Source organism: Flavobacterium sp. LMO8 (genome assembly GCF_009495755.1).
In the GTDB taxonomy this organism is placed as follows: domain Bacteria; phylum Bacteroidota; class Bacteroidia; order Flavobacteriales; family Flavobacteriaceae; genus Flavobacterium.
In genome coordinates this window covers 43,781-63,762 of sequence record NZ_WIBJ01000031.1, presented here as the reverse complement: position 1 = coordinate 63,762, position 19,982 = coordinate 43,781, and the positions used below count along the sequence as shown (strand labels likewise).

Below are 19,982 nucleotides of genomic sequence, written 5' to 3'. Positions count from 1 at the left end.
TACGAAAAATATCATATTATGAGTGCAGATAAAGAAGCCAAATTAAAAGCCTTACAACTAACATTAGACAAACTTGACAAAACGTACGGAAAAGGAACCGTAATGAAATTAGGCGATAGCGCTGTTGAAGAGATAGAAGCTATTTCTTCAGGTTCATTAGGTGTAGACCTAGCTCTAGGTGTAAATGGTTATCCAAGAGGAAGAGTTATTGAAATCTACGGACCAGAATCGTCAGGTAAGACTACATTAACATTACACGCCATTGCTGAAGCTCAAAAAGCAGGAGGGATTGCCGCATTTATTGATGCAGAACACGCATTTGATCGTTTTTATGCCGAAAAATTAGGTGTAGATATTGACAACTTAATTATTTCGCAACCAGATAATGGAGAACAAGCATTAGAAATTGCAGAAAATTTGATTCGTTCTGGTGCCATTGACATTGTTGTTATTGACTCTGTTGCTGCTTTAACACCAAAAAGTGAAATTGAAGGTGATATGGGTGATTCTAAAATGGGATTACACGCACGTTTAATGTCGCAAGCATTGAGAAAGTTAACTGGAACCATTCACAAAACAAACTGTACGGTGTTTTTCATTAATCAGTTACGTGATAAAATTGGAGTTATGTTTGGAAGTCCAGAAACTACAACGGGAGGAAATGCATTAAAATTCTACGCTTCAGTTCGTATTGACATTCGTAAATCGACTCAAATTAAAGATGGTGATAATGTTTTAGGAAACAGAACCAAAGTTAAAATCGTTAAAAACAAAGTAGCACCACCTTTTAGAACTGCAGAATTTGACATCATGTATGGTGAAGGAATTTCAAAAGTAGGTGAGGTTTTAGACTTAGCAGTAGAATTTGAAATCATTAAGAAAAGTGGCTCTTGGTTTAGTTACGGTGAAACTAAATTAGGTCAAGGTAGAGATGCCGTAAAAGCTTTAATCAAAGACAATCCAGAATTAATGGACGAATTAGAACAAAAAATTAAAGATCTCATCAAAGAAAATAACACATAAAATTAAATCACGCCTTGAGCGTGATTTTTTTTGTAATTTAACGCAACCTTTTAATTAAATTTGAATCTACTATATATAATAAACCATTAAAATGAGAAAGTTCTTTTTAATACTAAGTATTTTGTTCGCTCTAATTTCTTGTAATTTAGATGACGAACCTAAGTCAGATTATGTGTTATTGCCTGTTGAATCTGTTGAAATGCCAGTGGGAGGATTTAATATAAACGAAGTAAATTTCATTAAGGTTAAATACAGAAGACCAACCACTTGTCATTTATATGATAATTTTTATGTTGAAACAAATGATCGTACACAAACAATTGCAATTAGGGCAGTAAGACTAAATCAAACTATTTGTGAAGATGCTACAGAAGAAGGTCCTTATGAGGTTAATCTTGATTTTAAACCGACTGAAACTGAAACTTATACTTTCAAATTTTGGACTGGAACAAATAGTCAAGGTGTAGACGAATATATAACTGAAGAAGTCGTAATTAATTAATACAATTACAATTTGATTTTAGAGCAACTCATATATGAATGTACTAAAAACAATACCAAAGCACAAGAACAACTTTATCACTTATTAGCGCCAAAGTTGTTTGCTGTGTGTTTGAAGTATTCGAGAAGTTATGAGGAAGCACAAGATAATTTACAAGAAAGTATTTTACTAATTTTTGAAAAAATTAGTCAGTACAAAAACTCAGGTTCTTTTGAAGGTTGGGCAAAAAGAGTAGTAATTAATTATGTTTTACAACAATATCGAAACCAAAAAGTTTTTGAGATTGTTTCAGAAAAGATTCCAGCTACTGATGAACTAGAAATTGAAGATGAAAATGTATCCATTGAATTTTTAACAAAAATTATTCAGGAACTACCCGATAGATATCGACTGGTTTTTAATTTATATGTGATGGATGGTTATTCACACAAAGAAATTGCTGAAATGTTAGGCATTAACATTGGAACATCAAAATCTAATTTAGCAAGAGCTAAAGCCATATTAAAAGACAAAATTGAATCGAATAACAACTATTCAATTAAAAAGACAAAATGAAAGATCAAAAAAATATAGAACGATTATTCCAAGAAAAATTTAAAGACTTTGAAGCGATTCCGCCTCGGGGTTCTTGGGACGCTATCGCTTCACTATTAAATGAAAAGAAAAAGAAGAAAAGAGTGGTTCCATTTTGGTTTCAACTATCTGGTATTGCTGCTTCTTTATTCATTATTGGAACTTTAATTTGGAATTTTCAATCTAAGGAAAACACATCTCCATTTAACAACCCTAATCAAACAGTTGTTGGTTTTGAAAATGAAAATAAGGATAGTCAAAATTCAAACTTAAATTCTCAAGACAACAACACTTTAAATACGAATATAAAGAATCAAATTGTTTCGGCTGAAGAGAACACGAACACATCGGAAAATAAAAGTTCAAAATTTGATTCTGATTTGATACATTCAAAAAAATCAATCAATGGAGTTGTTTCAAACGAAAAGAAAAACGTTCGCTCAAACGAAAAGAATAATAAAACTAATCGTTCAATTATTTCTGATACTAAAAAGAATAAAACCGGAATTCGTTACAACAATAATACAAAAGAATCTAATTCAATTATTGTGGCTAATTCTAAGAAAACAAAAGCAAAAAGAAACAAATCTGCATATGAAACTTTAATTTCAAATGAAGATATTCTTCTTTTAGCTGATGATAAAAATAATAATACAAACAATTGGGTTGGAACTAAAAATTCAAAAAACAAGAAAAATCAAAACGAAAAGATTAATGCTGATAAGATAGATTCGTTTTTTGATAAAAACCAAACCGAGAAAAATTTCGTAAATATAAATAATGATACCGAGAAAAAAAGCACCGACAACACAAATGTCATTGTAGCATCATCAGAAAGTATCATAAATAACGATAGTACGCTAGTGGCTGCTATTTCTCCGGAAATTAATCCACTAGAAGAATTGCTGAAAGAAAAAGAGGCTGGGAAAAATGAAGATGAAAAAGAAAAAAGAAGTAGATGGGCGGTAAGTACAAACGCATCGCCCGTTTATTTTAATTCAGTTGCCGAAGGTTCTTCATTAGACAGCAGATTCAACGCCAATCAAAAAGAATATAACAATACCTTAAGTTATGGCGTTGGAGTAAATTATGCCATTAATAATAAATGGACGATTAAAACAGGAGTTAATAATTTAAGCCTTGATTATAATACAACTGATATTACTTTTTACCAAGACGTGAGTGCTAAACCAATTGAAAACTTAAACACAAATAGTATGGGTAAGATGATAAATATCAAAAGTAAATTAGAAGACAATTCATTTATATCCGTTGAAGAATTTGAAACTAGAAAATATGATGGCGCCATTAACCAACAAATTAGCTTCATAGAGGTTCCATTAGAATTAGGTTATAAATTATTAGACAGAAAATTTGGAATTGAACTTATTGGAGGAATAAGTACTTTGTTTTTAAATGATAACTCTGTTTCAATTGTTTCAAACGGACAAGAAATAGTTATTGGCGAAGCTAATAATTTAAACAATATACATTTTAGTAGTAATGTCGGTTTGGGTTTTAAATACTCCTTTTGGAAAAGCTTCAATGCAAATTTCCAACCTATGTTTAAATACCAGATCAATACCTTTAATGAAAACTCTGGTAATTTCAAACCTTATTTTATAGGCTTGTATACCGGAGTTAGTTTTAGTTTTTAAGCTTTGTTGGTTAAGCTTAAATTTATAGTTAAGTTGTTTCATTTCTAGTTAAAATGAAACTGAAAAAGTCCAAATGCGTTTGGACTTTTTTATTTTAAATCATTTTCTAAAGACCCTAAAATAATTTGACGAACTTGTGTTTTTAACTCATGTCTGTCTTCTAATGTTTTTCCCTTAGTTTCTATAATTGGAAAAATTTTAGCTCTCATTTTTCCGGGAGTTCCACTGAAAAAAGTATAAGAAAAACGTTTTTTGTTATCGAAAAAAGCCATTGGTACAATTGGTAATCCGTGTTCAATAGCAATTCTGAAAGCACCATCTTTAAATTCATCTAAAACAATATGTTCTTCAGGAACACCTCCTTCTGGAAAAATACAAATACTCAAACCTTGATGAATTCTTTTTTGAGCACGTTCAAAAACGGCATATCTACTTTTACTACTGCTTCTGTCTACCAAAATACAAACCCGTTTGTAAATAAATCCAAAAATCGGAATCTTAGCTAATTCCTTCTTTCCTACAAAAACAAACGGATGATTTTTAACCGCAATTAACATCAACATAATATCCGTCATTGAAGTATGATTGGCTACTAACATATAACTTTTACCATCCTCAAAAACTTCATCACCTTCAATAGAATAATTAAAACCCATTCCTATCAAAATTACCTTAGACCACAACCTAGCAATTCTAAAAAATAATGGATAGGTTTTTTCGCTCAAAATCGTAGCTAAAATTAATGGAAATAGCACAATAATTGGGACTAAAACTAAAATGTAAAACCAAATACGATATAGAAGTGTGAGCGGATATTTTAAAAATTTCATTTAGCAAGTTTATTTGATTTTCAAAAGTAATCATTTTAATAAAACCTATCTCTTTTTACTTTTCTGTTTTTACGCTACATTTGCGTTTCATTAAACCAATTATAAAATTTGGCGAAGCTTTGCGAATAACTTGCGCGACTTTGCGTTTAAAAAATAACAATGGCAAAAATCTTAACCGGAGTTCAAAGTACAGGAACGCCACACTTAGGAAATTTATTAGGAGCAATTATCCCTGCTATACAAATGGCAAACAATCCTGATAACGAGTCTTTTCTTTTCATTGCCGATTTGCATTCGATTACGCAAATCAAAAATGGAGCAGAATTAAGACAAAACACCTACAGTACGGCTTCGGCTTGGCTGGCTTGTGGTTTAGATACAAATAAAATTGTTTTTTATCGTCAATCTGATGTGCCTCAAACAGCAGAGTTGTCTTGGTATTTGAGCTGTTTTTTTCCGTTCCAACGTTTAACATTGGCACACTCATTCAAAGATAAAGCAGATAGATTAGAAGATGTCAATGCTGGATTATTTACGTATCCTATGCTAATGGCGGCTGATATTTTATTGTACGATGCCAATATTGTTCCGGTGGGAAAAGATCAAATGCAACACATTGAAATTACCCGAGATGTGGCTTCAAGATTTAATCATCAAATGGGAGAAACCTTTGTTTTACCAGAAGGAAAAACAAGTGAGGAAACCATGCTAATTCCCGGTACGGATGGACAAAAAATGAGCAAATCGAGAAACAATTTCATTAATATTTTTGTGGATGACAAAGCGCTTCGCAAACAAATTATGGGAATTCAAACCGATAGCACACCATTAGAAGATCCAAAAAATCCTGATACATGTAATTGTTTTTCATTGTATAAATTGTTAGCAACACCTGAACAAACAGAAATAATGAGAGCCAATTATGTAGGCGGAAATTACGGCTACGGTCATGCTAAACAAGCCTTGTTTGAGTTAATAATAGAAAAATTTAAAACCGAAAGAGAAAAGTACAATTACTACATAAACAACCTAGAAGAAGTAGATAAATTATTGCTTGAAGGTGCTACAAAAGCAAGTGAAGTTGCAAATGGAGTTTTGAAAAGAGTAAGAGAAAAATTAGGATATTAAACTTCAATTAAATGTTTTAAATAAATAAAAAAATTCTGATTTTTTTTAAATCATTTTTTTTGTATAACTTAGTATTAAATTTTAAAACAAACATTATGAAACAGTTAGTAAAAATTACCCAATTCTTTTTTGTTTTTTTTGTAATTCTAAGTTGTCAGAAAAAAACTGACGAATCCTCAAATGATGTTAAAAAGGATTCTGTAGTTGAAACCCAATCAGCTTCAAATGATGAACCGAATACCGAATTTTATAAAGAATTATCACTTCAAGGGATAACATTTATAGTAAAGGCAAATGGGAATCAACTAACAGTTCAGCTATCTGGATTAGAAATTAGCAATGAAACCATTTCCAAAACTATTGAAGGTTATGTTACAGGTGCAGAAATAGAAGATTTAAATTCTGATGGTTCTCCTGATTTATTTATCTATACTTCAGATGGTGAAAATAAATTTGGTAATGTAATTGCATTTTCTGTTAATAATAAAAAATCGGTTAGTGATGTAAATTATCCAAAAACAAGCGAAAATAAAGAAATTAATAACGGGTATAATGGTCAAGATCAATTTACAGTTGTTGAAAATACTTTAGCAAGAAGATTCCCAATTTTCAATACTGATGGAAAACCATCAGGAAAAACGAGACAAATTGAATACAATCTTGTAGAAGGTGAAGCATCAAGACAATTAATTGTAAATAACGTTTCAGAATATTAATAAATGAATTAATGTAAAACCTCAAAGTTTAGAAGTCTGAATTTTGAGGTTTTTTTATTCTTTAATGATTTTTTCAATTTTCCATTTTTTCTGCTTTTGTGAGAAATTACAAAATACGTTATAATGATAATACATTTTATTACATTGGAAAAAAGCTTTTCCATTTTTGTGAATTAAAACCCTACTCAATCCAGAAAGTGGAAGATGTTCATCATTTCTTACACCACCTTCAAAAGTATCTGAATAAGAAACTAAAACAACATTAAGATTTGATTTTTCAAATTCATTAACACTTAATTTACGCTCGGGTAATGAATCATATTCATATTTGAATTCTTCCGTGGTTGGTTTATTTACTGAAAGTAAAGTGTCAATAACTACGTATTTATATTTTTTAAATTGATCTGTTTTTTTGATTGCAATTTCAATATTTTGTTTTAATTCTAACTTAAAAGTCATCCAATCTTCATCACGTTTCTTATTTAATTGTTGAATCTCTTCTTTTGAAAATTTCAAACTATCCATTTCTAAAGGAGGAGGAAGAAAATTGTTTTGACTTTGATTTAATTCATATTTTGCAATTTCCGGCAACACATCACACAAAACTTCCGCTTCTAATTCTTCATAGGTTTTTTCTTTCTCGGTACAAGAAAATATAAATAAAGAAAAAAATGTAAGTAGAATTAATTTTTGCATCATTTTGAATTTATAAAATCAAATACAAAAACTAAGCCGAATTTCTACTCGCATTAATATTTCCAAACAACGAACGCGTTACTATTTTTTCATAAATAGCAATTTGCTTTTCATTTGGAGTTTCGCTCTCTTTTAATTCTTTAATTTTTAATAACGCATATTGCTGAATAGTTAAAAGTGGCAAAACAATTTTCTCACGAAGTTCAACGGATGCTTTTCCGTCTGGATAGTTTTCCATTAATGCTGAGTAGCCCGAAAGCTTCAATAACAAACGTTTGGTTTCTAAAAATTCGGTGTAAATCAATTGCCAAAATTCGCCAAATTCTTTATCATTTTTCATGTAAGCAGTTAATGGAAAGAACGATTTGCTCAATGCCATCATACTGTTTTCGATAAGCGTTTTAAAGAATAACGAGTTGTGGTATAAATCGGAAACTTTTTGCCATTCGTTGTTGTCTTCGTAATTTTTCAATGCGGTTCCCACTCCAAAAAACCCAGGAACATTTTGTTTCAATTGACTCCACGAACCCACAAAAGGTATCGCTCTTAAATCTGCAAAATTCAATTTGTCAGAAGCATTTCTTTTAGATGGGCGACTTCCAATATTGGTTTTTGCGTAATAATTCAACGTACTCATTCGTTCCAAATAAGGCACAAACATTTCGTGATTTTTAAAATCAACATATTTTTGATAACTAATTTCCGAAAGGTTTTGCAACACTTCTTTTTCTTCAGAAGTTAATTCGTTTTCGTTTTTAGTAAACACCTGATTCTTTGCTCCTGCACTTAATAAATTTTCTAAATTGTAACGACAAGAATCTATTGTGCCAAAATTAGAACTAATGGTTTGCCCTTGCACGGTTAATTGAATTTGCTGGTTTTCGATTGTTGGTCCTAATGAAGCATAAAATTTATTGGTTTTTCCTCCGCCACGAGCTGGTGGTCCGCCACGACCATCAAAAAATACCACTTTAATATCGTATTTTCTTGAAATAGCGGTTAGCGCTTCTTTTGCTTTGTAAATTCCCCAATTCGCCATTAAATAACCACCATCTTTTGTCCCGTCAGAAAAACCAAGCATAATAGTTTGCTCATTTCCACGCATCTTTAAATGATTTGCGTAAGTTTCATTCGTGTATAATTGCTCCATAACACGATCTGCTTTTTCCAAATCTTCTACCGATTCAAAAAGCGGTACAATATCAACCGTAGGATTTTTCCATCCACATAAATGAAACATACTTAAGGTTTCAAAAACATGTAAAGCACTTTCATTATTGCTTATTATATATCTGTTGGAAGCTTTTTCACCATTATTTTGCTGAATTGTTTTCATGGCTTTAATAGATCCAATTGTTGATTTTACGATTTCATCTTCAAAATCAGTAACGTCTAAATCAGAAAAAACATTTGATAAAAAATGAAATTTATCGTCTTCAGAAAGTGTTTTATAATTCTCCGGGAAGTTGGTTTTTTTATTTGCTATAATTGCATCAAAAACACGAGCATGAATTTTACTGTTTTGGCGAATATCTAGTGTTGCAAAATGGAATCCAAATAAATTTAGTTTATTCAATAACAAATCAATTTCATCTATATAAAGTGATTGGTGTTTGGTTGTAACCAACATTTTAACCTGCAATAATTTATCTTTTAAATCTTCTAAAGTGATGAAAATTTCTCCTTGAGAATAAAAAACAGAACGATATAACTTACTTTCAATATCGGCAATTATGATATCAACTCCTGCAAAAGTTAGTTTTCTTTTTAATTTTCGAATATCATTGTAGTAACTTTTTAAAATAGACGTTCTTAATCTATCTGCCACTTTTAAAGTGATTTCAGTGGTTACGTACGGATTTCCATCTCTATCGCCACCAGGCCAAAAACCTAAATTTAAAATATCATTTTTCGGCATTTCGCCCTTTAAAATGTTTTTTTGAATGTATTGCATCATCGCTCCAGCGGTTTCATAAAATACGTTTTCCAAATACCATATAAGACTAACTGCTTCGTCATATGGTGTTGGTTTTTCGTGTTTTATAAAAGGCGTTTTGCCTAATTGTGCTAATAATTCTTTTATAGAATTTAAATTGTTTTCTCTTATTGCTTCTGTCAAATCAGTTATAATTCCTAAAACCGAACCTGGGTAAAATTGTGTTGGATGTGCAGTTAAAACAGTTCTTATTTTAAAATTTTCCAAAAACTCTTTTAGTTCTTCTTGTTTGTTTTTTTGTTCGGCATTTTCTTTCATGTCACGTAACGAACCTCTGCCTTCCAAATTATTAACAACTGAAAAAGCGGCATCTTCTATGGCATCAAAAAGCACCACTTGACGTTCAATATATTGAATAAATCGAAACATTAACGATTCTTTTTCTTGTTGCGTTGGATTGTCTAAATATTTAGAAACAAAAGTGTCAAAAATCTCCTCTGGACTATTATGGTTTTTAAAACCACTTTCGCAAACCTCTGCAAACAATGGTAACAGAACTCCGGTATTGTTAATTTCGTCAAAAGGTAAAGTGATAAAAACACTGTTATAAATGTTGTATTTGGATGCGACACTTTGATTAAATCGCTCAATTTTTGGAAGCGTATACATGATTTTTAAATTTGTACTAATTTACGAGTTTAAAATTAAAATGTATTACTTGTCATCCTGAACTTGTTTTCGATTCTAAAGTATTTACAAGATGAGAAGCTGAAACGAGTTCAGCTTGACAAACTATGTGTTATTATTTTATAAATTTAACTTCTGTCATCCTGAACTCGTTTCAGGATCTAATGATTTCCAAAGATTCTCCCAATTAGGGTTAGACGCTTCAATCAAATTAATTTTCCATTGTCGATGCCAATTTTTTAGCTGTTTTTCTCTTGCTATTGCATCATTTATAAACTGAAATTCTTCAAAATAAACTAAATTTTTCAGATTATATTTCGAAGTAAATTTACTTCCTTCTTCATTTATATGTCGCTCCATTCTATCATCTAATCCTCCAGTTACACCTATATAAAGTGTGCCTTTTGGTTTGTTGGTGAGAATATAAACCCAATAATTATGATATGTTCTATATGGCATTTTTGTTTATTTTTAGTTTTGTCATCCCGAACTTGTTTCAAGATCTATTAACTTTTAATTATTGAGAAGCTGAAACAAGTCCAGCTTGACAAACTGTATATTATTATTTTTTAAACTTAACTTTCTGTCATCCTGAACTCGTTTCAGGATCTATGTATTTTAAATTCAGAGAAGCTGAAACGAGTTCAGCTTGACAGGTAGACTTTTAAACTACTTCAAACATTTTTCCCGGCAAAGGTCTAACTACTCCTTTCAACTCCATATTTAACAAAATAGACGAAATGCGATAAATGGGAAAATCACATTCTAAAGCGATGATATCCATCATTTCTTTTCCTGTTTTTTGAAGGTAATCGTAAATAATTTGTTCTTCTTCAGTTAAGGTAACGAACAATTGCTTTTGAACTGCTTTTTGAGATTCGCGTTGCAATTCCCAATTTAAAATATACAGCAAATCAGCTGCCGAAGTAAGCAAATTAGCACGTTGGGTTTTTAACAAATTATTGCAGCCTTGACTGTATTTATCCGTTGTTCTTCCTGGAACTGCGAAAACGTCTCGGTTGTAGTCGTTAGCTAAATTAGCCGTGACTAACGAACCGCCTCTTTCTGCACTTTCAATTACGATGGTAGCTTCGCTAATACCAGCCACAATCCGATTTCGTTTGATGAAATTTTCTTTGTCAGGATTGCTGGTGCTCCAAAATTCGGTTAAAAAGCCGCCGTTTTGTTCCATTTTTGCCATGTACTTTTTGTGGGTTTTCGGATAAATTTGATTCAATCCATGTGCTAAAACACCGATGGTTTGCAAACCACAATCCATTGCCATTTGATGGGCGTAAATGTCCACGCCATAAGCAAAACCACTAACAATGATTGGATTTAGAGGTGAAATTTCTTCAATTAATTTTTTAGTAAATTCCATGCCATACGTCGTAATTTGACGTGTGCCGACGATACTAATGATTCTTTTGTTTTGTAAATCGATATTTCCGGCTTGGAATAAAAGTACGGGACTGTCGTAGCAATGTTTTAAACGCTCGGGATAATTATCGTCTTGAAAATAAGTAGTGGAAATATTTTCTTGTGCAAGAAATTGTAGTTCGGCTTCCGCTTTTGCAAATACTGATTTGTCTTGTAAATTTTTAACTACAACCGAACCAATGCCGTCAATTTTTTGAAGTTGGGATTTTTTTGAAGCGAATACTTCTGTAGCGTTTCCGCAATGTTGGATGAGTTTTTTAGCGATTACATCTCCTACTCCTTCCACTTGCATCAACGCAAGCGTGTGGTATAATTCTGACTGTGTCATGGCGTATAAAAATTTATTTGGCGTATAATTGAAGAACAAAAATAGTTCTTTTTAGCAATAATCCAAAAAAGAAAATAGAAACCTAATTAGCCCTGATGGGAGCGGCACCATGTAGAGCGGACAGCAGGAATAGGGAAACCAAGAAAGCCCAAGCCATTCGCTTCCAATAATTTACAGCAAAAATCGCAATTGTTAATAATTTTTGTTGATAAAATTTTGATATTGCTATTGATTATCTAACTTTGTTGTTATGCAGATAGAAAAACACATATCCGACTTATTATATCGTTATCAGTGCGTTACTGTTCCTGGCTTTGGTGCTTTTTTAACCGAAACTGTGTCGGCTCACGTAACTGGAAGCGCAGGTTCGTTTTTTCCACCTAAAAAAGTGGTTTCGTTTAATGCGAATGTAAAAAATAATGATGGTTTATTAGCGAATCATGTGGCATTACAAGAAAAAATGTCCTACGAATTAGCTGTAATCAAAATTGGTGATGTGGTGAACGAATGGACTTATTTGTTACAAAACCGCAATCGTGTGGTGTTGAAAAACATTGGCGAGATTTCGGTAAATAATGAAATGAATTGGGTTTTTGAACCATCGAATACTGTAAATTTCTTAACGGATTCGTTTGGTTTGAGCAGTTTTGTTTCTCCTGAAATTACAAGAGAAGTTTTAAAACAAGAAGTAGAAGATTTAGAAGAAAAAGCACCAATTATTTTTACTCCTGAAAGAAAAAGAGATTACTCGTATTTAAAATATGCCGCTGTTTTTGTGGTGATGTTGGGTGTTGGTGGTTTTGGTTATAAAACGTATTACGATCAACAAATTGAGACTAAAACTTTAGCGGTTCAGAAAAACGTACAAGAGAAAGTACAACACCAAATTCAACAAGCGACTTTTGTAATTAGCGCTCCTGTTGAAGCGGTTGAATTAAGTGTGGCAGCTCCGGTTGAAGAAAAAATGCCTTATCATTTAGTAGCTGGTGCTTATAGAAGTGAAGAAAATGCCAACAAAGCTATTGCCGAATTAAAAGCAGCTGGTTTTGAAAACGCAAAAATGCTTCCTTTAAACAAACACAACTTATATCCGGTAGTGTATGCCAGTTTTAAAACATTAGAAGAAGCGCAAACCGATAGAAAAAACATACAAAAAACACATAATGCGGAAGCGTGGTTAATGATAGAATAATTTTTTAACACTTTGCGTAATAATTATTAAAATCCCTTTTTGGGGATTTTTTTTTGCATATAATATTCGAAAACCTCATTATCTTTGCAAAAAAAACAATGCAACCAAAATTTCCTTCAGAATCGGTAACTACTTTAACCGACTTAGTTTTACCAGGTGAAACGAATCCATTGAACAATTTATTTGGTGGTGAATTGCTTGCTCGTATGGATAGAGCAGCGAGTATTACTGCTAGAAGACACTCACGTAGAATTTGTGTGACAGCATCGGTGAATCACGTGGCGTTTAACAGAGCTATTCCTTTAGGAAGTGTTGTTACTGTTGAATCGAAAGTTTCAAGAACGTTCAACACTTCTATGGAAATTTTTATTGATGTATGGATTGAAGACCGTGAATCAGGAATTAAAAATAAAGCGAACGAAGCCATCTATACTTTTGTAGCAGTTGATGAAACAGGAAGACCCATTCCAGTTCCACCAATTGTTCCTGAAACCGATTTGGAAAAAGAACGATTTGCAGCAGCTTTAAGAAGAAAACAACTAAGCTTAGTCTTAGCCGGAAAAATGAAACCAAGCGAAGCAACAGAATTAAAAGCGTTGTTTATGGAATAACAAACGAAAGCCTACTTTATGAGTAGGCTTTTTGTTTAATTAGCATTTTCTAATGTATATTCAGGATAGGTTTCTTTTAAGTAGTCTTCTGCTTTCCTAGGAACTTCAATTAAAATAATGTATTCTATTAATGCCATTGCAACTATTAAAAAACTTATAATAAAAATACCAAAAGCACTATCCATAACTTTTTCAGAATGAATAAAAATTTGAATGGGTAAATAGGTCATTCCCACAAGAGAAGAACGTCCTAATATAATTTCTTTAAACAACCATTTTTTGTGAGTTAATTTGTTTGCTTTTCTGTTTTTTCTTGAAAAGAAAATAATAGAAAAATAGAAACTTAAAACGATTATCACAAAAACGATAAGTACCACATCTGTTCGATTTGACAGATAGCTTAATGACAAAAATGTTGCTATTATTGCTCCTAATGTTACAATGATTTTAGGAATTGTAAAAAATGCTTTGAAATGCTTCCAAATAATTGAATTGTATTTTTTATTTAAAACTAATTGTCTTTGTTCCACAACCTCCATAAACCCAAATACTCCAAATTTTTTGAATTCCACTTGCAGCGCATCTTCAAATGAGATTTTTGGATTTTCTTGCCATTGCGCTTCAATTGAATTCGCTAAATGATCTACTAATTCGGTTTGTAAATCATACCATTCCACGTAATGTTTACGCGTGAATTGGTATAAGCATTCTATTTGTTCAGCAATTAGTTTCATAACATAAGATTTTTTTGATTCGTATTGAATTTATAAACCTCTTTTGCAAAATATAAAAGATAAGCAATAATTATGTAACTAAACAGTGTTAATGTAAATACAGAAGGTTTTTCATCATTATATTGATTCACAAAAAACATTTGCAAATAATAAATAATCATCAATAAACCTGCAAGTTTTTCTAAAACAAAAAACCTTTTCTTCAAGATCAAATGAAAATAGATGAATTGAAAAAAAGCAAGAATTAAAATTATAACATAGAATAAATGTCTAATAGTAAACGCTTCCGAAAAATAATTAGAAATCGATACATTCTCATAGAAAAAATAAAAAGAAACACCTATTAAAATAATTAATGGATGAATTAAAAACTTCAAGAAATTTAAAATTGTATCTTTTGAATAGATAGACCAAAATTTATTCCCTTTCAAAATTTCTTTTTTATTCACCATCATATAACTTTTGAAAGCATCGTAGAAATCTATATTTTCTACCTCCATTTTTTGTTCCACTGCCGTTGCTACGTGGTCGAGCATTTCCATGCGAATGTCATAATAAATGACTTCGCTGTTTTTTAGGTAATTGTCTATGAATTGGATGTTTTGTGATGTCAACTTCATCTTAATAACTCAATTTAGGATTTACAATTGCTTGCATGTTTTTAATGAATTCTTCTAATTCAACTAAACGATTTACGGTTTCTGTGGTTCCTTTTTCGGTAAGTTTGTAGTATTTTCTTAAGCGATTGTCTACTTTTTCTACTTCAACATCTAATAAACCATCGGCTTCTAATTTATGCAAAGCTGGATATAAAGCGCCTTCGGTGATGTTCAATTCGCCTTTAGTAATTTCTTTTACTTTTTGCGTAATTTCATAGCCGTACATTCTGCCTTGCTCTTCTAAGAGCTTCATGATGATGGTGTTTAAACTGCCTTTATATAATTGTGAATTTTTCATAAATCTAAAATTTGAAAACAAATATATACATAATTTTCTTATGCATAACATTCTTAAGTATGTTTTTTCAAATTCAAGAACAAGAACAAATTCAAAAATCAAGTTAAAAAAAATAAAAGTCATAGAAGAATATAAAAAGCGAAACTTAGTTTACTTTAATAAGTTCATAAAAGATTATAATTATTTCAATAATTTTATTAATCTGTGTTCTAAAAAACCTGAAAATCTAACATCCGAAAATCTGAAATCTTATTGAACTTTGTACCTTCCTTGTGGTCCTTGTGGTTAAAATAAAATCCGAAAATCTATTTTCTGATAATTATCATAAATTAAAAAATAAGATTAGTTATTTTTGTAGAAAATTAAATCACATGTCATCATTTTATAAATTAAGCATTAAAGAAATCATCAAAGAAACTGCTGATGCGGTTTCCATTCTTTTTAATGTACCAGACGAATTAAAATCATATTACACTTTTGTTGCCGGACAATATGTAAACTTAAAAGTTACACTTGACGGACAAGAAATTAGAAGAGCGTATTCGATTTGTTCTTCTCCAAAAAGTGGCGAATTACGAATTGCTGTTAAAGCCATCAAAACTGGATTCTTCTCTAAGTTTGCCAATGAAAAATTAGCTGTTGGAAATGTAATCGAAGTAGGAACTCCAGAAGGAAAATTCACTTTCGAACCTAAAGCAGAACGTCAGAAAAACTATGCAGCTTTCGTGGCTGGAAGCGGAATTACACCTGTTTACTCGATTTTAAAATCGGTTTTAGAAGAAGAACCAAATAGTACTTTTGTTTTGGTTTATGGAAATAAATCAGAAAAAAATACCATTTTCCACAACCAATTACACGATTTGCAATTGCAATATGTAGGCCGTTTGTTTGTACAATATGTGTACAGTCAATCAACTGCAGATAATGCTTTGTTTGGTAGAATTGATAAATCAACCGTAAATTTCATCTTGAAAAACAAACATGCTGAAATGGAATTCTCAAAATTCTATTTATGTGGCCCAGAAGAAATGATTAATTTGGTTTCGGATACATTGAAAGAAAATAACGTTTCAAGTTCTGATATTAAATTCGAATTGTTTTCTACTTCATCAAGCGAAGGAGAAACCGTTGCTAGCGCTGATGGTCATACTAAAATTTCGATTTTAGTTGATGATGAAGAAACAACTTTCGAAATGAGTCAAAAGCAAACCTTATTAGAAGCGGCATTAAAACAAGGTTTAGATGTTCCATATTCTTGCCAAGGAGGCATTTGCAGCAGTTGTATTTGTAGAATTACCGAAGGAGAAGCCGTCTTGAAAAAGAACCAAATTTTAACCGATGCAGAACTAGCAGAAGGATTAACATTGGCTTGTCAGGCGCATCCAACAACAGCTTCGATTAAGATTGATTTTGATGATGTATAATCAGTAAACAGTGTTCAGTTTTTAGTGTTCAGTTTTATCTGCTAACTGCGACTGAATACTGAACACTATTTTTTCTGGCAAAATCGTTCGCATCACATCTTCATACCCCTCAACCTTTTTATTTCCATAAATGGAAGTTGGTAATAATGGATATTGTACTCTATCTGAAGTCAAACAAAAATCATCGGGTTGGTTAAATGGTTTAAAACCTGCAAAAGGATGCGTTGCTCCCCAAAGCGTAATAACTTTCACGCCTAACATTGCTGCCATATGTGCATTACCTGAATCCATGGAAAGCATGGCATCTAAATTGGAAATCACTTCTAACTCTTGTTTGAATTTTAGTTTTCCAGCCAAAACGATTACGTTATCATGTTGGTTTTGCAATTGATTCAACAATTGTATTTCTTTTTCTCCTCCACCAAAAAGAAAGATTTTTTGGTCTCTATTTTCGGCTAAACCATCAATTACTTCTTGCATTAAATCAAACGGATACACCTTACTTTCATATTGCGCAAAAGGCGCAATTCCTATCCAATTTTGATTTTTAGTTCCTGTGATGGAAAGAATTTTTTCTGATAAATTAGCTTTTTCCGGAAATTGTGTCCCGACACTTCGGGATGATAAATCAACTAAAAATCCAAGCTGCTTGAAAGTATCCACATGTCTTTCAACCATTGATTTTACTGGAGCAAAGACTTTGTTAGTTAAACTGGTTAATGCTTTTTTTTCGGCTCTTCCTTTATTCGTTGCGGCGACTTTTTTCCCACTTAAAGCAAATAAGGTTCTGACAACTTTAGAACGAAGCACATTATGCAAATCGGCAACCAAATCAATGTTCAATTTCCGTAAATCGGAAAATAAACGGAGTAAACCTAAGAAACCTTTGTGACGTTTATTCAAATCCACACCGAAGAAATTCACATTCGGAATACCATCAAAAAAAGGTTGAAAAAAGGGTCGGGAAACTACCGTAATTTTTACTTCTGGATATAGCAAAACTAAGGCTCTCAACACAGGAACTGTCATCGCGACATCGCCCATGGCTGAGAGCCTTATTACCAATATATGATTTTTGTTTACCACCTATTTCTAAATTTTCTTCTGAAAAATAACAAAGAAAACAAAATCATTACAACTAAGCTTAAATATTTTGTTCTTTCAAATCTCGGTAAAAAAATATATTCATACATCGCAATGAAAAACAAAATAAAAGCTAAAATAAATATTATTTTAAAAAAGATGTTTTCACTTGCGAAGTACGATCTTTTATCCATAATTACTTTTTATTCTGATACAACACCGGATTTAACTCCTCATCGTTGTACATTTTCATTTGTTTGTACACTTTCATGTATTTGTCACCCGCTTCAATGTCTTCAATTAATTGACTGATTGAAGTAAACATATCGTTTTTTTGGTCTAACAAAACATTCAATTTTTCTTGACATTTTGCTCTGTGTTCAGCAGTTGCTTCTGCACGAGTTGCCTCTTCGTTCATGTGGTAAATTTTCAATGCTAAAATCGACAAACGGTCAATTGCCCAAGCTGGACTTTCTGTGTTGATTTTTGCATTTGGTTTTACTTGAACATCTTTGTATTTATCTAAGAAATAACTATCGATGTATTCCACCATATCCGTACGAACTTGGTTCGAAGCATCAATTTTACGTTTTAAATCTAGAGCTGCAACTGGGTCAATATTTGGGTCACGAACGATATCCTCATAATGCCATTGCACAGTGTCTACCCAGTTTTTTGCAAACAACAAAAATTCAATAGTTCCTTTTTCGAAAGGATTTACAACTGGTTGATACACATCGTCAACAATGTGATATGTTTTGATACTTTGTTCAAAAATGGGAAATGCAAATTCAGCAAACATAATTATAGCTTTAAAATTGATACAAAAATAGCGATTTTTTGTACTTTTATCCTGAAAATCAAAAATAAAATCCAATGCACATTCATTATATCTCTGAACAAAACAGTATTCTTAATCATTTCTTGGCGCAAATTCGTGATGTGAACATCCAAAACGATAGCATGCGTTTTAGAAAAAATATTGAGCGTATTGGAGAAATAATGGCTTATGAATTAAGTAAAACGCTTGAATACAAAAATATAGATGTGCAAACACCACTTGGTATTAAACACACGACAACCATTGCCGAACCTGTAGTTTTATGTTCGATTTTACGTGCTGGTTTGGCTTTACATCAAGGTTTCATGAGCTTTTTTGACAATGCAGAAAACGGATTTGTATCAGCTTATCGTCATCATTACGACAACGATGATAAATTTGAAATTTTAGTGGAATATCAAGCAGCGCCATCATTCGAAGGAAAAAATTTAATTTTAATTGATCCTATGTTGGCTACTGGACAATCATTAGTAGCTGTTTTACATAAATTACATTTGGAACAAAAACCAAAAGAAATTCACATTGCAGTGGTTATCGCAACTCCTGAAGGAATTGAATACTTAGAGAAAAATGTTCCTGAAAACTGTCACTTGTGGGTAGCGGCTTTAGACGAAAAACTAAACGAACACAATTACATCGTTCCTGGTTTAGGTGATGCCGGAGATTTAGCTTACGGAATTAAATTATAATTGCATTACAAAGAAGAAAATTCCCAAAGCTAACAAGGCATAAACCACAATTTCTTTTACCCAATTGTTCTCAATTTTTTCTATAAAATTAGCCCCAATAATCGCCAAAGGTCCAAAACAAAAAGCCAAACTTCCATTATTTTTATTGGCTGAAAGCACGTAGATTCCAACACCCAAAATAAAGGAAAATAAAATGGTTTTGTGAGAAGATTGCATGTTCAAGGCTTTATTTGGAAGATCAAAAACATGTAAAACAAATGCGAATAAACTCAATGATGTAAAAGTCGCTAAGGCAATTCGTTGGTAAATATTATCAAAGTAATAAAAATCAAAACTAATATAAGCTTTACTTAAAAGTGTTCCCATTAAGCTGTTATCTAACAAACTATTCGCAAGGAAAAACAAAATGGTTACTGCAAATAATGCAATAAAAGGAATAATCCAATTTCGATAATCTTTGGATACGTGAAGTATGATGGCAACAAAAACTATAACTATATAAAAAATACTCCAAAAGTGAAACAAAGCCGCCAAGAATATCCAAAAAGAGGCATCAAAAACTTTCTCTTTAGTTTGAAGTAACGATTTCAAAGAAATCAATCTTCTTAAAGCCAAGAGTAATAAAAAATTAGAGATAATGATATTTTTATTTTGGAAAATGGAAGAAAAAAACAATAAAAAAACAAAGAATAAAAACAACGCATAATTATTCCCTTTTGTCAATCCGTTCTTAAGCGTAATAAAATTTAATATGAATAATGAAGTAAAAAGTAACAGATATAACCCAAACTCTTCAGCATAAAAAACCCATCCTGCTTTAGGTTGAGCCATCGCAATTATCTTAACAGAAAAGAAAAAAAGCGAAAGAATCCCTACTACTAAATAATTAAATGGTCTTGTTTTACTAAAAATGCTTGCTAACATCCGAATATTT

General features: G+C 31.6%; 21 protein-coding genes. 10 read left to right on the top strand and 11 right to left on the bottom strand.

Translation table 11 applies throughout. The features are described 5' to 3' along the window. The first annotated feature begins 18 nt into the window (after window positions 1-18). The 4 genes from recA to GFJ94_RS08135 all read left to right on the top strand — a co-directional run bounded on the left by recA (window position 19) and on the right by GFJ94_RS08135 (window position 3,756). Window positions 19-1,023, top strand: a complete 1,005-nt coding sequence (gene recA / locus GFJ94_RS08150; RefSeq protein ID WP_153201062.1) for a recombinase RecA — start codon at window positions 19-21, stop codon at window positions 1,021-1,023. Window positions 1,024-1,144: 121 nt separating this feature from the next. Then, window positions 1,145-1,525, top strand: a complete 381-nt coding sequence (locus tag GFJ94_RS08145; protein ID WP_153201061.1) for a hypothetical protein — start codon at window positions 1,145-1,147, stop codon at window positions 1,523-1,525. A 12-nt stretch (window positions 1,526-1,537) separates the two neighbouring features. Next, the gene (locus tag GFJ94_RS08140; RefSeq protein WP_153201060.1) at window positions 1,538-2,080 is read left to right on the top strand and encodes an RNA polymerase sigma factor; all 543 of its coding nucleotides are present in this window, start codon (window positions 1,538-1,540) and stop codon (window positions 2,078-2,080) included. Then, the gene (locus GFJ94_RS08135; RefSeq protein ID WP_153201059.1) at window positions 2,077-3,756 is read left to right on the top strand and encodes a hypothetical protein; all 1,680 of its coding nucleotides are present in this window, start codon (window positions 2,077-2,079) and stop codon (window positions 3,754-3,756) included. Before GFJ94_RS08140 ends, GFJ94_RS08135 begins: the two co-directional genes overlap by 4 nt. An 89-nt stretch (window positions 3,757-3,845) precedes the next feature. Here GFJ94_RS08135 and GFJ94_RS08130 read toward each other — a convergent pair whose 3' ends face one another. Next, window positions 3,846-4,586 (bottom strand): 1-acyl-sn-glycerol-3-phosphate acyltransferase, encoded by a 741-nt coding sequence (locus GFJ94_RS08130; RefSeq protein ID WP_153201058.1) that lies wholly within the window; start codon window positions 4,584-4,586, stop codon window positions 3,846-3,848. Between the two features lie 159 nt (window positions 4,587-4,745). On the opposite strand from GFJ94_RS08130, the gene trpS reads away from it, so the two are divergent. Both trpS and GFJ94_RS08120 read left to right on the top strand, forming a co-directional pair. Then, complete coding sequence (trpS, locus tag GFJ94_RS08125; protein WP_153201057.1) at window positions 4,746-5,714, top strand: tryptophan--tRNA ligase; 969 nt, start codon at window positions 4,746-4,748, stop codon at window positions 5,712-5,714. A 95-nt stretch (window positions 5,715-5,809) separates the two neighbouring features. Then, window positions 5,810-6,430: a hypothetical protein gene (locus GFJ94_RS08120; RefSeq protein WP_153201056.1), complete on the top strand. Its 621-nt coding sequence runs from the start codon at window positions 5,810-5,812 to the stop codon at window positions 6,428-6,430. 54 nt (window positions 6,431-6,484) lie between these two features. Here GFJ94_RS08120 and GFJ94_RS08115 read toward each other — a convergent pair whose 3' ends face one another. The 4 genes from GFJ94_RS08115 to dprA form a co-directional block, all read right to left on the bottom strand. After that, window positions 6,485-7,129 carry a hypothetical protein gene (locus tag GFJ94_RS08115; RefSeq protein WP_153201055.1) on the bottom strand — a complete coding sequence of 215 codons (645 nt, stop codon included), beginning with the start codon at window positions 7,127-7,129 and terminating at the stop codon, window positions 6,485-6,487. A gap of 28 nt (window positions 7,130-7,157) precedes the next feature. Continuing rightward, window positions 7,158-9,731 carry a phosphoenolpyruvate carboxylase gene (locus GFJ94_RS08110; protein ID WP_153201054.1) on the bottom strand — a complete coding sequence of 858 codons (2,574 nt, stop codon included), beginning with the start codon at window positions 9,729-9,731 and terminating at the stop codon, window positions 7,158-7,160. 156 nt (window positions 9,732-9,887) lie between these two features. Beyond that, window positions 9,888-10,208 carry a GIY-YIG nuclease family protein gene (locus GFJ94_RS08105; RefSeq protein WP_153201053.1) on the bottom strand — a complete coding sequence of 107 codons (321 nt, stop codon included), beginning with the start codon at window positions 10,206-10,208 and terminating at the stop codon, window positions 9,888-9,890. A 205-nt stretch (window positions 10,209-10,413) separates the two neighbouring features. After that, entirely contained in the window at window positions 10,414-11,517 is a 1,104-nt protein-coding gene (dprA, locus tag GFJ94_RS08100; RefSeq protein WP_153201052.1) for a DNA-processing protein DprA, read from the bottom strand. Between the two features lie 250 nt (window positions 11,518-11,767). Here dprA and GFJ94_RS08095 point away from each other — a divergent pair, with 250 nt between their 5' ends. Together GFJ94_RS08095 and GFJ94_RS08090 are read left to right on the top strand one after the other, a co-directional pair. Then, entirely contained in the window at window positions 11,768-12,709 is a 942-nt protein-coding gene (locus GFJ94_RS08095; RefSeq protein ID WP_153201051.1) for an SPOR domain-containing protein, read from the top strand. A gap of 98 nt (window positions 12,710-12,807) precedes the next feature. Continuing rightward, window positions 12,808-13,320, top strand: coding sequence for an acyl-CoA thioesterase (locus GFJ94_RS08090; RefSeq protein WP_153201050.1), 513 nt, complete (start codon window positions 12,808-12,810; stop codon window positions 13,318-13,320). Window positions 13,321-13,355: 35 nt separating this feature from the next. Here GFJ94_RS08090 and GFJ94_RS08085 read toward each other — a convergent pair whose 3' ends face one another. Genes GFJ94_RS08085 through GFJ94_RS08075 form a run of 3 tightly spaced genes read right to left on the bottom strand, consistent with a single transcriptional unit; the run spans window position 13,356 to window position 15,011 of the window. Further along, entirely contained in the window at window positions 13,356-14,054 is a 699-nt protein-coding gene (locus GFJ94_RS08085) for a hypothetical protein (RefSeq protein ID WP_153201049.1), read from the bottom strand. Beyond that, window positions 14,051-14,674, bottom strand: a complete 624-nt coding sequence (locus tag GFJ94_RS08080) for a hypothetical protein (protein ID WP_153201048.1) — start codon at window positions 14,672-14,674, stop codon at window positions 14,051-14,053. Before GFJ94_RS08080 ends, GFJ94_RS08085 begins: the two co-directional genes overlap by 4 nt. A 1-nt stretch (window position 14,675) precedes the next feature. Further along, window positions 14,676-15,011 carry a PadR family transcriptional regulator gene (locus GFJ94_RS08075; RefSeq protein ID WP_153201047.1) on the bottom strand — a complete coding sequence of 112 codons (336 nt, stop codon included), beginning with the start codon at window positions 15,009-15,011 and terminating at the stop codon, window positions 14,676-14,678. A gap of 371 nt (window positions 15,012-15,382) precedes the next feature. Between GFJ94_RS08075 and GFJ94_RS08070 the strand changes: the two genes are divergently transcribed. Further along, complete coding sequence (locus GFJ94_RS08070; protein ID WP_153201046.1) at window positions 15,383-16,435, top strand: ferredoxin--NADP reductase; 1,053 nt, start codon at window positions 15,383-15,385, stop codon at window positions 16,433-16,435. Window positions 16,436-16,456: 21 nt separating this feature from the next. Here the strand turns inward: GFJ94_RS08070 and GFJ94_RS08065 are convergent, their stop codons facing one another. Then, the gene (locus tag GFJ94_RS08065) at window positions 16,457-17,479 is read right to left on the bottom strand and encodes a glycosyltransferase family 9 protein (protein WP_153201643.1); all 1,023 of its coding nucleotides are present in this window, start codon (window positions 17,477-17,479) and stop codon (window positions 16,457-16,459) included. Between the two features lie 235 nt (window positions 17,480-17,714). Next, window positions 17,715-18,320 carry a DUF4254 domain-containing protein gene (locus GFJ94_RS08060; RefSeq protein WP_153201045.1) on the bottom strand — a complete coding sequence of 202 codons (606 nt, stop codon included), beginning with the start codon at window positions 18,318-18,320 and terminating at the stop codon, window positions 17,715-17,717. Between the two features lie 74 nt (window positions 18,321-18,394). Here GFJ94_RS08060 and upp point away from each other — a divergent pair, with 74 nt between their 5' ends. Beyond that, window positions 18,395-19,048: a uracil phosphoribosyltransferase gene (upp, locus tag GFJ94_RS08055; RefSeq protein ID WP_153201044.1), complete on the top strand. Its 654-nt coding sequence runs from the start codon at window positions 18,395-18,397 to the stop codon at window positions 19,046-19,048. Here the strand turns inward: upp and GFJ94_RS08050 are convergent. Continuing rightward, window positions 19,043-19,972, bottom strand: coding sequence for a DUF6427 family protein (locus GFJ94_RS08050; RefSeq protein WP_153201043.1), 930 nt, complete (start codon window positions 19,970-19,972; stop codon window positions 19,043-19,045). The two genes, upp and GFJ94_RS08050, sit on opposite strands and share 6 nt — an antisense overlap. Between the last annotated feature and the right edge of the window lie 10 nt (window positions 19,973-19,982).